This is a genomic window from Butyrivibrio sp. LC3010 (assembly GCF_000424385.1).
GTDB lineage: Bacteria > Bacillota > Clostridia > Lachnospirales > Lachnospiraceae > Butyrivibrio.
In genome coordinates this window covers 17,035-29,079 of sequence record NZ_AUJU01000034.1, presented here as the reverse complement: position 1 = coordinate 29,079, position 12,045 = coordinate 17,035, and the positions used below count along the sequence as shown (strand labels likewise).

General features: G+C 40.9%; 12 protein-coding genes. 1 reads left to right on the top strand and 11 read right to left on the bottom strand.

Going from position 1 to position 12,045, the window contains the following annotated elements; translation table 11 throughout:
- Positions 1-139: 139 nt before the first annotated feature.
- The 10 genes from G622_RS23530 to rpmG all read right to left on the bottom strand — a co-directional run bounded on the left by G622_RS23530 (position 140) and on the right by rpmG (position 8,762).
- Positions 140-658, bottom strand: coding sequence for a small multi-drug export protein (locus G622_RS23530; RefSeq protein ID WP_044957993.1), 519 nt, complete (start codon positions 656-658; stop codon positions 140-142).
- Between the two features lie 173 nt (positions 659-831).
- Positions 832-1,890, bottom strand: a complete 1,059-nt coding sequence (gene hisC, locus G622_RS0117645) for a histidinol-phosphate transaminase (protein WP_044957990.1) — start codon at positions 1,888-1,890, stop codon at positions 832-834.
- 268 nt (positions 1,891-2,158) lie between these two features.
- On the bottom strand, positions 2,159-3,331 hold the full coding sequence (locus tag G622_RS23525; RefSeq protein WP_049945936.1) for a hypothetical protein: 1,173 nt from the start codon (positions 3,329-3,331) through the stop codon (positions 2,159-2,161).
- A gap of 114 nt (positions 3,332-3,445) precedes the next feature.
- Positions 3,446-4,474 (bottom strand): tetratricopeptide repeat-containing glycosyltransferase family 2 protein, encoded by a 1,029-nt coding sequence (locus tag G622_RS0117635; RefSeq protein WP_026511783.1) that lies wholly within the window; start codon positions 4,472-4,474, stop codon positions 3,446-3,448.
- 118 nt (positions 4,475-4,592) lie between these two features.
- Positions 4,593-6,017, bottom strand: a complete 1,425-nt coding sequence (locus G622_RS23520; protein WP_049945935.1) for a CapA family protein — start codon at positions 6,015-6,017, stop codon at positions 4,593-4,595.
- A gap of 342 nt (positions 6,018-6,359) precedes the next feature.
- Positions 6,360-7,049, bottom strand: coding sequence for a 50S ribosomal protein L1 (gene rplA / locus G622_RS0117625; RefSeq protein WP_026511781.1), 690 nt, complete (start codon positions 7,047-7,049; stop codon positions 6,360-6,362).
- Between the two features lie 14 nt (positions 7,050-7,063).
- A complete protein-coding gene (gene rplK / locus G622_RS0117620; RefSeq protein ID WP_026511780.1) occupies positions 7,064-7,489 on the bottom strand; it encodes a 50S ribosomal protein L11 in 426 nt (141 codons plus the stop codon).
- Between the two features lie 178 nt (positions 7,490-7,667).
- Complete coding sequence (gene nusG, locus G622_RS0117615) at positions 7,668-8,213, bottom strand: transcription termination/antitermination protein NusG (RefSeq protein ID WP_026511779.1); 546 nt, start codon at positions 8,211-8,213, stop codon at positions 7,668-7,670.
- A gap of 132 nt (positions 8,214-8,345) precedes the next feature.
- The gene (gene secE, locus G622_RS0117610; RefSeq protein WP_026511778.1) at positions 8,346-8,564 is read right to left on the bottom strand and encodes a preprotein translocase subunit SecE; all 219 of its coding nucleotides are present in this window, start codon (positions 8,562-8,564) and stop codon (positions 8,346-8,348) included.
- Between the two features lie 48 nt (positions 8,565-8,612).
- The gene (gene rpmG / locus G622_RS0117605) at positions 8,613-8,762 is read right to left on the bottom strand and encodes a 50S ribosomal protein L33 (protein WP_022760828.1); all 150 of its coding nucleotides are present in this window, start codon (positions 8,760-8,762) and stop codon (positions 8,613-8,615) included.
- A 383-nt stretch (positions 8,763-9,145) separates the two neighbouring features.
- On the opposite strand from rpmG, the gene fliD reads away from it, so the two are divergent.
- The gene (fliD, locus tag G622_RS0117600; protein ID WP_026511777.1) at positions 9,146-10,441 is read left to right on the top strand and encodes a flagellar filament capping protein FliD; all 1,296 of its coding nucleotides are present in this window, start codon (positions 9,146-9,148) and stop codon (positions 10,439-10,441) included.
- A 208-nt stretch (positions 10,442-10,649) separates the two neighbouring features.
- Here the strand turns inward: fliD and G622_RS0117595 are convergent, their stop codons facing one another.
- Complete coding sequence (locus G622_RS0117595) at positions 10,650-11,930, bottom strand: UDP-galactopyranose/dTDP-fucopyranose mutase family protein (RefSeq protein WP_026511776.1); 1,281 nt, start codon at positions 11,928-11,930, stop codon at positions 10,650-10,652.
- Positions 11,931-12,045: the final 115 nt, after the last annotated feature.

Below are 12,045 nucleotides of genomic sequence, written 5' to 3'. Positions count from 1 at the left end.
TATGACTTTTTGTGGGCAAAAGCGGAAATCGCCCGCAAAAATCCTGCCTTCGGCAGGACACGCCCCTCGCTTCGCGAGGACCTGGTCCAATACGATTCCCGTTTTTCTGAGGAAAAACAGGAATCTATATATTTACATGTTAGTGCGCTAACCCAAGAATAGCACTGGTAGTCAAAAAGCTGACAATACCCATAATTGTTCCGGCAAGTGCAATTCCACCTACAACCGCAAGAACGCTTTTCTTGAAGTCCATATCAAGAATACTTGCTGCAAGTGTTCCGGTCCATGCTCCTGTTCCCGGTACAGGGATTCCTACGAACAAAAGAAGCGCAAAGTATAATCCGCCGCCTGCTTTCTGCTGGAGTTTCTTTCCACCCTTCTCTCCCTTTTCTAGGCAGAAGGTAAAAAACCTTCCGATAAGCGGTTTATCTTTTCCCCACTCAAGTACCTTTCTTGCAAAGAAGAAAATGAAGGGCATCGGAATCATATTCCCGATAGCAATAATAATATATCCTAAAACCAGATTGAAATGCGTTGCAGTCTGTGCAAATCCATGGGCTGAAGGAATAGCACCTCTAAGCTCTACAAGTGGTACCATGGACAATAAAAAGCAAAAAATATACTGACCAATCAGTGATCCTTTTAAAAACCTAAGCATAAAAATAGCCTTTCCAAAATAGTACTGCTGATGTCCCGGACATAAATCACGGCTATCTGCTAAAGAAACTTCCTTAAGCCGGACTATCTGTTTTAAAAAAATACAATTCTTTCATCTTGAGACATCAAAAAATTAACACTCCAGTGCACAATTTTACCAAAAGGCTATAAATACTACAAGTATTTTTGCAGGAAAGAAATAAGCTTATCCATCTCCTCATCAGTGCCTATCGTGATTCTAAGATAATCATAAATTCTGTCAGCATTCCAGTGCCTTACATATATTCCTGCATTTTTCAGTGCAAGAAACAGCTCCTCTCCCGTAAGCTTATCATGCTTTGCAAAGATAAAATTAGCCTTTGAATCAGGGAAAGTAAAGCCAAGCGCTGACAGCTCCTTTTTCACGCGCTCTCTGGTAGCTATGATTTTATTGCAGGTCTCCTTAAAGTAAACATCATCCTCAATAGCAGCTATGCCAAGCTCAAGCGAAGGTCTGTTCATGGTATATGAATTGAATGAAAACTTTGCATCCTGCATATACTTTATCAGTTTCTTGGAACCAAAGGCATAACCGATTCTCATACCAGCCATAGCTCTTGATTTTGAGAATGTCTGCACTATCAACACATTATCATATTTTTTTATAAGAGGCAGCGCACTTTCTCCGCCAAAATCAATATACGCTTCATCGATAATGCATACCGAATCAGGGTTATGTGCCACTACATCTTCGATTTTTGATACAGGTTCGTAAATACCCACAGGAGCATTCGGATTGGCTATAATTATGCCTCCATTTGGCTGCTTATCACCATAATATTCAGTAAAGTCTATGGTAAAATCGTCCCTTAGCGGTATTTTTTTATACGGGACCTTATACAACTCTGCCCACACATCATAGAACGAATAAGTGATATCCGGAAAAAGAATCGGATTATCTGAATTAAAAAAAGTAAGATATGCCATTGACAGTACATCATCAGATCCTACACCAACGAATATCTGATCCTCCGGCACATTATAATACCCGGAAAGAGCTTTAATAAGACTGCTTGCTTCCGGATCCGGATAAAGCCTCATATCCTCATATCTAAGACCACTTATCAGCTCTCTTACCTTTGGAGCCGGCGGATATGGGCACTCATTTGTATTAAGCTTAATTATATTTTTATCCTTTGGTTGCTCCCCAGGAACATATGGAGTAACTCTTCTAACAGATTTTTCCCAGCTCATAATAATTCTCCTCAGATTCCAATTATTTAGCACTTTACCATAATACTACACTAAAGTGTTTTTATACAAGTAAATTTAATAATACAAGTATCAGAAGAGCTTTGTAAGTTACTGTTCACACCTTACGGTGCTCACAGCAACTGGATTTGCCCATTCCAGTTGCCTTCGGCAAAGGGGCAAATCCTATATTCAAGACGTAGAACATTCTCACGCTCAGCGCAGCAAGTGCGCAGAGCTGTCTGAACAGTAACCTTTGTAAACCAATATACTAGAACACTGCCCTGACATCCGTTATCTCGTTGTTTTCAATCCTGAAGCTCCATACATAATGCCCCGGGAGACGGTGCTCTGTCAGGAAAAAAGTATCATCAATTTCCGTGATATTATAGGGAGTTCCACCGCCAACAAAAAAGTCAGAATATATCTCTTCAAAATCACCTTTCATAAGTCCCTTCAGGTCCTTTGTTCTGACCATTGTTGCAGCATTCTGGTCCCCTGCCACATCTGTAGACACAGTGATGTAGAAATAATCCCCTTCCTTAACCATAGCCACCATTCCTGCCATGGAATCAGGTACTTCTATCTTTTCCTTAATCTCAAGAGTAGCCTTATCGCAGATAAGTATACCGGACGGCCTTCCATCAGCACCAATTCCGGATACAAAATAAATGTCGCCATCTTTTATATAAAAAGACCTGATGTATGTGCCATCAAGCGTGCTTTTATCCCCGCCTCCGGCCTTTCTTATCTCTGTAAGATATATCTTAGAGCTGCAATCCTCATGCCTGAAAATATACATCTCACCGGTGGTTGAGCTCCAGACATAAAATGCTTTATCTTCCTCATCATAAACCGTATAATGTGGCCTGTTTCCTATTCCATCAAAAATCTGTGTATTAACGTACACGCTGTCCTGTTTTTCAAAAACAAGAACCCTGTTGTTCTCCGTATCATCCACAAGTATAACTATTCCATCAGACGCCATGGTATGAGGCTGTTTTGCATCCTTCGTGAGTACCTTCCACTCATATAATGGAGCCGACAGATCTTCACTATAAATAATCTGATCATGATAGCAATCCACAATAAACCAGGTATTATCTACCTTTGTAACATAAGTAGGAACGCTAAGGGAACTCTCAGAATTCTGCACCTCCTCAGCAGCGGTGTTTGTCGTTTCAACAGATGCATTTATATAACCGTCTTCAACTGACCAGTTTCCAGCAGGATTTTGTTTTGTTAATTCATTACTGCTCTGCCCCGATCCTGATACATTCAATGACTGATCATTGCTGCAGCCTTCCGTGCATGTCAAAATAAGCGACAGCGAAAAAGCAGCTAATAACCGGATAACTCTTTTGTTTATCATATGAATTAAATATTTTCCTTTTCTATGTGTATGTGAGCAGATGTTCTGCTCAGCAAGCTCCACTAAGCTCATAAAAAACTTCGCCAAGTGCTCTGCTCAGCAAAAATGGCAAGCTTTCGAAAGTATCGTTTAAGCCTGCCATTAGTTTTTTTACTTCATGAATACGACTCCGATAATACCGGATAATTACTCATTTGAAGGTATCTGCCAGTTATTTGCAGCTGCCTCATAATCCTCAGCCTGTTCAAGATTACCAAGTTCCCTATAGCATTCGGAAATCTTATGAAGTGCCATGTCTCCGCCTCTGTGGATTTCAAGTATAGGTGAAGTCTCATATGCCGCATTGTAATACCAGATAATCGCCTCAATAAGATCCCCTTTATTCCTGTAATAGTTACCGAGTTCATAGCACATTTCACTCGATGGAATAGTTGTAAGATCCTTTAAGCAATACTTCAAAATCTCCTCGGTCTTCCCATCCAAAACTGCTATATGAGCCAGAACGCACGCTGCTTCCTTAATCTGATCAAGGTCTCTTCCGTTATCCATTATGGACTCTTCAAAAAATTCCTTTGAAAGCATGAAATCTTCGTCAGTCCCCACCATAAACAGCTCTCTGGCATACATATTGTGAAGTCTTTTACTTATGTATTCGCCTTCTCTTATAGCTCTTCTAAATGCGGCTAAATCCCTCTCCCCATGGTCCTCAGTAGGATTATGCTTAACTTCTACATCGCTGTTACAAACCGTGGAGTCAAGCTTTATCATTTCATGTATAGGATCATGCCACACATATTTCCTAATTCTTCTAAAAAGCTTAGGACGCAGCTCTTTGTCATAATTATAAACAGTATTATGACTTAGCTGATTACAGTAATACATCTGAACCACATCAATATCCAGTTCATCTATATCTTTTTTTAACTGCCTGAATCTCTCCCTGTTTTCCTCATCAATCGTCTCATCAGCATCCGCTGTATATATAAAGTCACATGTGGCCTGCTCGAAGGAATAATTTCTGGCATCCGAAAAACTGCCGGTCCATTCAAAATTATAAACCTTAGCGCCGTAGGACTTTGCAATCTCAATTGTCTTATCGGTAGATCCCGTATCAACGATTATCATCTCGTCAACCAGATCTTTGATGCAATCCAGACAGGTTGGAAGCTTTTCCTCTTCATTTTTTACGATCATGCATAAACTAATAGTAATCATAGAACGCACCTCTCACATTCTTTGCCATACTACAATTATCGTCTATTTTGCACTATCTTCTCGAAATTCCGATAATCCTCCATTAATATGTTACTCAAAAGTAAATTAAGTGTCAATATCATTGAACGAAGCCTTCTTCATCAATAGAAACGCCAGGTGAGATTGCACGCATATGGTTAAGTATCGCTGTTTTCCTGTCACCGGTTGCTTCAGCTACCGTGCAGCCACTCTGAACAGCCGGAACAAACTGCAGCTGCGTATGGCCGTCTGTATAGATATTTACCCTCAAAAGCCCGGTATCCAGCTCTTTTGAATTAAACAGATAATTTCCAAGACTGTAAACCACAGGTATTCCATTTATATAACCTATTTTCTGCAATATGTGAGGATGTGCTCCAACAATCAGATCTGCACCGGCATTAGCAATTTCAGGTCCCTGCTTTTCCTGCCACCAGTCGATTTCTTCTTTATTCTCAGTTCCCCAGTGTATGCAGACAATTACATAAGCTCCTGTGCTTTTGGCTTCCTTTATTCTGCTTACAAGCTTTGTTATATCAAGACATCTAAACACACCCGGAGAGGAATCAGTTGCCCCTTTTGTATCAGGATTATCAATCCTCTCTATCTCCGTTGCCGCTATTATTGCTATTTTCAACCCATTTGAGGCCATATAATACACAGGGTGAGAAGCTTCATCCAGATTAGCTCCAGCGCCGACTCTTGCCACTCCTACACTGTCTATTGCAGATAATGTATCCAAAAGGGCTGTCTGTCCATAATCATACGCATGATTATTAGCCAGTGTAGCTACATCAACCCCCATCTGATTCAAAAGCTCTGCTGATGATGGTTCTGCTCTGAATGTAAAGGTCTTCCCCTCTGTCGGAGTCCCTCCGTATGAATATGGGAATTCATTATTCACAACCATTATGTCGGCACTTCTCATATAAGAAAGAAGACTGCCTCCAATAACCCCATCTATGCCGCCGCCATTCTGCCTTATCTTATTCATGATGGCATATCCCGGATCAAATAAAATATCCCCTGCAAATGCGAGAGATACATAGTCGGCGTTTTGTGGTGTTATCAGGTGTTCCCACTGAGGATCCGTTATCGAAGCTTCATCTACAACTGCTATTTCTTCAGAATTATCCTCATTATCATCTGCATTTGCATCGCCAGCCTCAGAATTATCTTCAGTATCATCTGTCTGCTGATTCTCAGCCCCCTCCAAATCTTTCGCATTTGGATTATTAACAAACTGATTTGATTCCAATCCCCCATCCGCTTTAGAACTATTATTCAAGGCAGGGTCTTCAATCTTAGTGGCTCCGGGAACCCTCGCCTGCATATCACTTTCAAGTGATTCCTCTTCCGCTATATTATCTATATTCCTATTCTTTGCACCCATTGCAAACAACACAATGGCTCCTATTGAAAGTGTTAGCAGAAAAGCAATCACCGACGCAATTACAGCTGCATTTAGTCCGGTTGATTTTTTCCCATTCTTATTGCGTTCATCATTATAGCTATCTTTTTTCATAATATTAACGCAGAGATTTTAATCTCATCTCCGCCTCATCTCCCGTAAATATCGTAAACGATATTAGAAATTGCCTACTGTAGTTGGCAGCACCGGATCTTGCTCACCGAAGTGGCATATTCCCTACAAAATCCGCATGAGGCCCTATAGTAAGCAGCAGGCATATCTGCTGTTTACTATAGAATAACACAAATATGTGACTTCTTGTGGGCAAAAAGGGAAGGTTAGATTCCTGTTTTTCTGAGAAAAACAAATACCTTTAGTTTTTGGGCAGAAAAAAAGCGCGAAACCATTAACTGATTTCGCGCTTTGTATACTCATTATACAAATATCAACTATAAATTAATATCTGTTTGCAACTACCTTGACACCAGGGCCCATTGTTGTTGCAAGTGAGATGCTCTTAAGGTACTGACCCTTAACTGTTGAAGGCTTAGCCTTAACAATAGCATCCATAAGAGCTGTAAAGTTCTGCTCAAGCTGATCCTCTGAGAAAGATGCCTTTCCGATAGGGCAGTGGATGATGTTAGCCTTGTCAAGACGGTACTCAATCTTACCAGCCTTGATATCGTTGATAGCCTTTGTAACATCCATTGTTACTGTACCAGCCTTCGGGTTAGGCATAAGACCCTTAGGTCCGAGAACCTTACCAAGACGTCCTACAACACCCATCATGTCAGGTGTAGCAACTACAACGTCAAAGTCAAGCCAACCTTCGTTCTGAATCTTAGGAATAAGCTCCTCGCCACCTACATGGTCAGCGCCGGCAGCCTGTGCCTCATCAAGCTTTGTTCCCTTTGCAAATACAAGAACTTTAACAGTTTTACCTGTTCCGTGCGGAAGAACAACCGCACCACGGATCTGCTGATCCGCATGACGACCGTCGCAGCTTGTACGAATGTGTACTTCAACAGTCTCATCAAATTTTGCAGTAGCAGACTTCTTTACTAAAGAGATTGCTTCTGCAGCTTCATACTGCTGTGCTCTATCAATGAGCTTAGCAGCTTCAACATACTTCTTTCCGTGTTTCATCTCTTAGCCCTCCGTCAGTCTTCTACTACAATACCCATGCTGCGTGCAGTACCAGCGATCATGCTCATAGCACCTTCGATATCAACTGCATTCAGGTCAGGCATCTTTGTCTCTGCGATTTCTCTGATCTTGTCCTTAGAAATTGTTGCAACCTTGTTCTTGTTCGGAACACCGGATGCCTTCTGAAGGTTACAAGCCTTCTTAAGAAGAACTGCTGCAGGCGGAGTCTTTGTGATGAATGTGAAACTTCTGTCTGCATAAACTGTGATGACAACAGGAATGATGACATCACCCTTGTCAGCGGTCTTAGCGTTGAACTGCTTTGTGAACTCAACGATGTTTACACCGTGCTGACCAAGAGCCGGACCAACCGGCGGTGCTGGTGTTGCTTTACCAGCCTGGATCTGTAACTTAATGTATCCTTCGACTTTCTTTGCCATAATGGCACCTCCTAGAAATAATGTGGTCAGGCGCATTCCATGTGTATATCAGCACCTTCGCCATAAAAACCAGCGAAAGCAATACACAAATGCTCCCACTCCAGTTCCCATGAATTGAAATATCTTAATTTCAACCCATCTATATATAGTAGAATATCTACGATATACCTTAAAATAATTAGCTTGTCACTTTACGGACTTCTGTAAATCCGATTTCAACAGGCGTCTCTCTGCCAAACAGATTAACATTGATAGTCGCACTCTGCTTGCCAAAATCCATACGCTGAACAATACCCACTGTACCATTCCAAACGCCTGCAACAACTGCTATCTCGTCGCCTACACCGAAATCAACAGACATGTTCTCAGTCTTGATTCCAAGAGGCTTAATCTCAGCATCTGACAACGGTACCGGCTTGCTTCCCGGTCCAACGAATCCCGTAACACCTCTGGTATTGCGGACAACATACCATGTATCATCATTCATGTCCATATTTACAAGGACATAACCAGGGAACATTTTGCGGCTCACTGTTTTGCGCGCGCCATTCTTCATCTCAACTACATCCTGAAGCGGCACACGAACCTCAAAAATCTGGTTCTCCAAATGACGATTTTCAATAGTTTTTTCGAGGTTTGCTTTAACCTTCATCTCATATCCTGAATATGTATGAACAACATACCAGTGAGCGTTCTGGTGAGCAGGACTCTCTGTGGTCTCCACGCCAGCCTCAGTTGCATCAGCAGTTTCCTCAGCTACAGCCTCGGCAGCATCTGTGTTTTCTTCTTCAGCAGAGCCCAAAGTCAGATCGAGTTCATTTTCATTCTGCATCTCTTCTGCCATAATACTCCTTTATCAAATCTTGGTAATGAAGTTAATCACATAACCAAAAGCATAATCAAACACAGCTATAAGAGCTCCCACAATAACAGAAATGATAACCACTGCAGTTGTCTGCTTCGTGATATCTTCTCTTGAAGGCCATATAATCTTATTGAATTCAGCCTTTACACCCTTACAGAAAGCAGAAAGTTTGCTCTCCTGTGCTTTTTTTGCAGCATTATTATCGCTCATATCTAAACCCCCTTAAACTCAAGGACTTTCTCCATACTTATAATGGAATTACTTTGTCTCCTTGTGTGGTGTGTGCTTCTTGCAGAAAGGGCAATACTTCTTAATTTCCATTCTGTCAGGATGTGTCTTCTTATCCTTTGTTGTATCGTAGTTACGGTTTTTGCACTCTGTGCAAGCAAGTGTGATTCTTGTACGCATTGTTCATTCCTCCGTGCGTTATTCTATCGATTTTACCGCCTATTTTAAGGCATAAAAAAAAGACCTAAATTTTCTGTCGCTTGTATAATATAGCATAGGTGCTTTAGAACGTCAACTGTATTTTTTAATTTTTGAATTCAGGATTCTTAAACGCTTTTCCTTAGCGCGTTCAGGAAGTAAAATCACCATACTCGGCAAATCCTATAAATACTTTAGCCTTTTTCTGCTTTTTTTACAATATGTTTATACTTATTTAATTGACGCTATTGCGTACCGGATGATAATGTTAAAGTAATAAAACATGTCTTTGTATGCCCTCGTGTCGGTTGCCAATGGAATGGCAGGAGCACTCGCACGACATCAAGGAAGAAAGGAGGGGCAGCATGGCAGGCATTAGTATTAATGAAGCTTATAATCATTTTGCATCCACTTACGTTGCAAAAGAAAATGCGAATGTAGACAAGCATAAAAAGAGCGAATTGCAGAATGTCTACAAATCTATCGCGAAAATCAATAAAAAATCCTCTCTTCATGTTTTAAAACAGGATGATAATGCCCAGGCGGAGGCCGTGGGTATAAAAGAGCGTGCCCGTTTTCTTAAGAGTCAGCTGGAATCAATCGGAAACGAAGAAAACACGACTCTTGGTAAAAAATCAGCCGTATCTTCTCAACCTGATAACGTAACAGTTGAATATGTGGGGAAACATCAAAGCAACACCACAGAATTTAATATAGAAGTTTCTAATCTGGCAACCAATCAGATAAATGCAGGACATTTTCTTAAACCAGACGAGCCCGTGGATCTTCCAATAGGAAGTTATGCTTTCAACGTGGGCATAAACGGTCACGATTACGAATTTCAATATAGTATCAGAGAAGGCAATACAAATTATGATGTTCAGGCTAAGCTGTCCCGCCTTATAAACAAGGCAGGCATCGGTCTGATAGCCGGAATGCAGTCTGATGATGAAGGAAAAACCACTCTGATAATCGGATCCAGTGATACCGGAGTAAAACCGGGACAGAATCTCAGATTTGAAATAACAGAATCAAAAGCTTCCGAAAATCCTCACAGTGTATCCTATTTCGGACTGAATCTGATTGCACAGGAACCTGTAAATGCAAGGTTTTCACTTAACGGCACAGAACACACCTCTTCTTCAAACAGATTCACAGTAGGCAATGAGTTTGATATAACCCTTAAAGCAGCAACCGCTCCGGGAGAGCCCGTTACTATCGGTGTACAAAACGAAAGTGATACACTTGTTGAAAACGTCAGATCACTTATTGATGGTTACAATAACTTCCTGGATAGCGCTGATAATATTCAGAGCACCGGTTTTAAAAACACAAGGCTTGTAAGCGAAACCAAAGCAATCGCAGAAAATCACATTAAGGGAATTGAAGATTATGGAGTTTCCCTTAACGAGAACGGTCGAATCAATTACGATCCACAGCGTCTTCGCGATAAATCCGTATCAGGCCCGCCAAAAGGTGTGGTTGTTCCTCTGCAGGAATTCGCAAAAGCTCTTCAGGAAAAAACAGATGAAATCTCTCTGGATCCTATGAAATATGTAGAGCGACCTGTATTTAACTACAAGGATCCTCATGGTGGTGAAGCTCCATCTCCTTACATAACCTCCGAATACAGCGGAATGATGTTTAATAATTACTGCTAAGCTTTTCAAAAATAACAAACATAAAATATCCCGTTCCTATCTCGTGCACGCTGTGCATAATAGATTGGAACGGGTTTTTAGTTTACTTTATTTTTTTACCATCAGGATGAATGTAATGCAGTGACATCATTTCCATACAAAGCAGACAAAACAAAACATTACTCCATCCATTAAATGCCACGAATTATTACGACTATCGTTTGGTTAATTATGAGCGGGTCAGTACATCAGCAGACATATCCAGGGCAGCTGCTATAACCTGATCCATATTGTAATATTTATACTGGCCAAGTCTTCCTCCAAAGAGTACATCACCAAATTCTGATGCAAGCTTCTGATACTCTGCAAAAAGTGCATTGTTCTTCTCATCATTCATCGGATAATAGGGTTCATCCCCTCTCTTCCAGTCAGCGGGATACTCTCTGGTTATTATTGTTCCCTTGCCGGTTCCGAATTCAAAATGTTTATGCTCAATGATTCTGGTGTAGGGAATATCACGTTCAGTGTAATTCACAACCGCATTTCCCTGATAATTATCAACATCAGGAAGGTCCTTCGTTTCAAATTTCAATGATCTGTACTCAAGATTACCAAGCTTATATCCAAAGAATTCATCGATCATTCCTGTGAAAAGAATTTTATCAAAGCTATCCCCATCCACAGACTCAAAAGGTTTTACAGGAACATCGCCATTCATTTTCATAAATTCCTTAAACTCTGTTTCTGTCTTAACCGTGATGCTTCCACTAAGCCCATTTTCAGAAGCGCTCTCAGACTGTTCCTGAAGAAGGAGCTTTTTGACAATTGCTGTGTAGCCACCAATCGGTATCCCCTGGAATCTGTCATTAAAATAGTTATTATCAAAAATAAATCTGAAGGGAAGTCTTCTTATTATAAAAGCAGGAAGCTCTTTGCAATCTTTCCCCCACTGTTTTTCTGTGTATCCTTTTACAAGCTTTTCAAAAACATCGCGTCCCGCAAGTGAAAGTCCCTGTTCCTCAAGATTAGCTGCTTCAAAGCCCTCTCTTATATCCTGGCCGCTGGCTGCTGACACTTCCAACTGTTCAGATGCACTTTCATCACCGTTAGCAGCACGCTCCTTGAGAATTCGCTTTACTTCCTTTTTAGCCTGCTCATCTATGATCGCACGAGCTTCATCGGGAGTGCGTATTCCCCAAAGCTTACTGAAAGTATTCATATTAAAAGGAAGATTATAAAGCTCATCATGGTAAACTGCCACAGGTGAGTTTATATACTGATTAAACTCGGTGAAACGATTGATGTACTCCCATACTTTTTTATCGGATGTATGGAAAATATGGGCACCATACTTATGAACATTGATGCCCATTCTGTTTTCAGTGTAAATATTTCCTCCGATGTGATCCCTTTTATCTATAACCAGAACCTTCTTGCCCGCTCTTGCCATCTCATGAGCAAATACGCAGCCAAAAAGTCCTGCTCCAACAACTAAATAATCATATTTCATCCTTTTCCTCCTAGATAAAAGATAGTTTATATCTTATTTATTACAATCGGATACAGATATCGCAAGCCATCAATAGACGTGTGCTAACGGTATCCGGCTACCCTGTAATCGCTGA

What these genes read in the sequence shown, in the direction of transcription:
- G622_RS23530 (WP_044957993.1), bottom strand. Translation starts at nt 658, where the DNA reads ATGCTTAGGTTTTTAAAAGGATCACTGATTGGTCAGTATATTTTTTGC.
- hisC (WP_044957990.1), bottom strand. Translation starts at nt 1,890, where the DNA reads ATGAGCTGGGAAAAATCTGTTAGAAGAGTTACTCCATATGTTCCTGGG.
- G622_RS23525 (WP_049945936.1), bottom strand. Translation starts at nt 3,331, where the DNA reads ATGAGCTTAGTGGAGCTTGCTGAGCAGAACATCTGCTCACATACACAT.
- G622_RS0117635 (WP_026511783.1), bottom strand. Translation starts at nt 4,474, where the DNA reads ATGATTACTATTAGTTTATGCATGATCGTAAAAAATGAAGAGGAAAAG.
- G622_RS23520 (WP_049945935.1), bottom strand. Translation starts at nt 6,017, where the DNA reads ATGAAAAAAGATAGCTATAATGATGAACGCAATAAGAATGGGAAAAAA.
- rplA (WP_026511781.1), bottom strand. Translation starts at nt 7,049, where the DNA reads ATGAAACACGGAAAGAAGTATGTTGAAGCTGCTAAGCTCATTGATAGA.
- rplK (WP_026511780.1), bottom strand. Translation starts at nt 7,489, where the DNA reads ATGGCAAAGAAAGTCGAAGGATACATTAAGTTACAGATCCAGGCTGGT.
- secE (WP_026511778.1), bottom strand. Translation starts at nt 8,564, where the DNA reads ATGAGCGATAATAATGCTGCAAAAAAAGCACAGGAGAGCAAACTTTCT.
- rpmG (WP_022760828.1), bottom strand. Translation starts at nt 8,762, where the DNA reads ATGCGTACAAGAATCACACTTGCTTGCACAGAGTGCAAAAACCGTAAC.
- fliD (WP_026511777.1), top strand. Translation starts at nt 9,146, where the DNA reads ATGGCAGGCATTAGTATTAATGAAGCTTATAATCATTTTGCATCCACT.
- G622_RS0117595 (WP_026511776.1), bottom strand. Translation starts at nt 11,930, where the DNA reads ATGAAATATGATTATTTAGTTGTTGGAGCAGGACTTTTTGGCTGCGTA.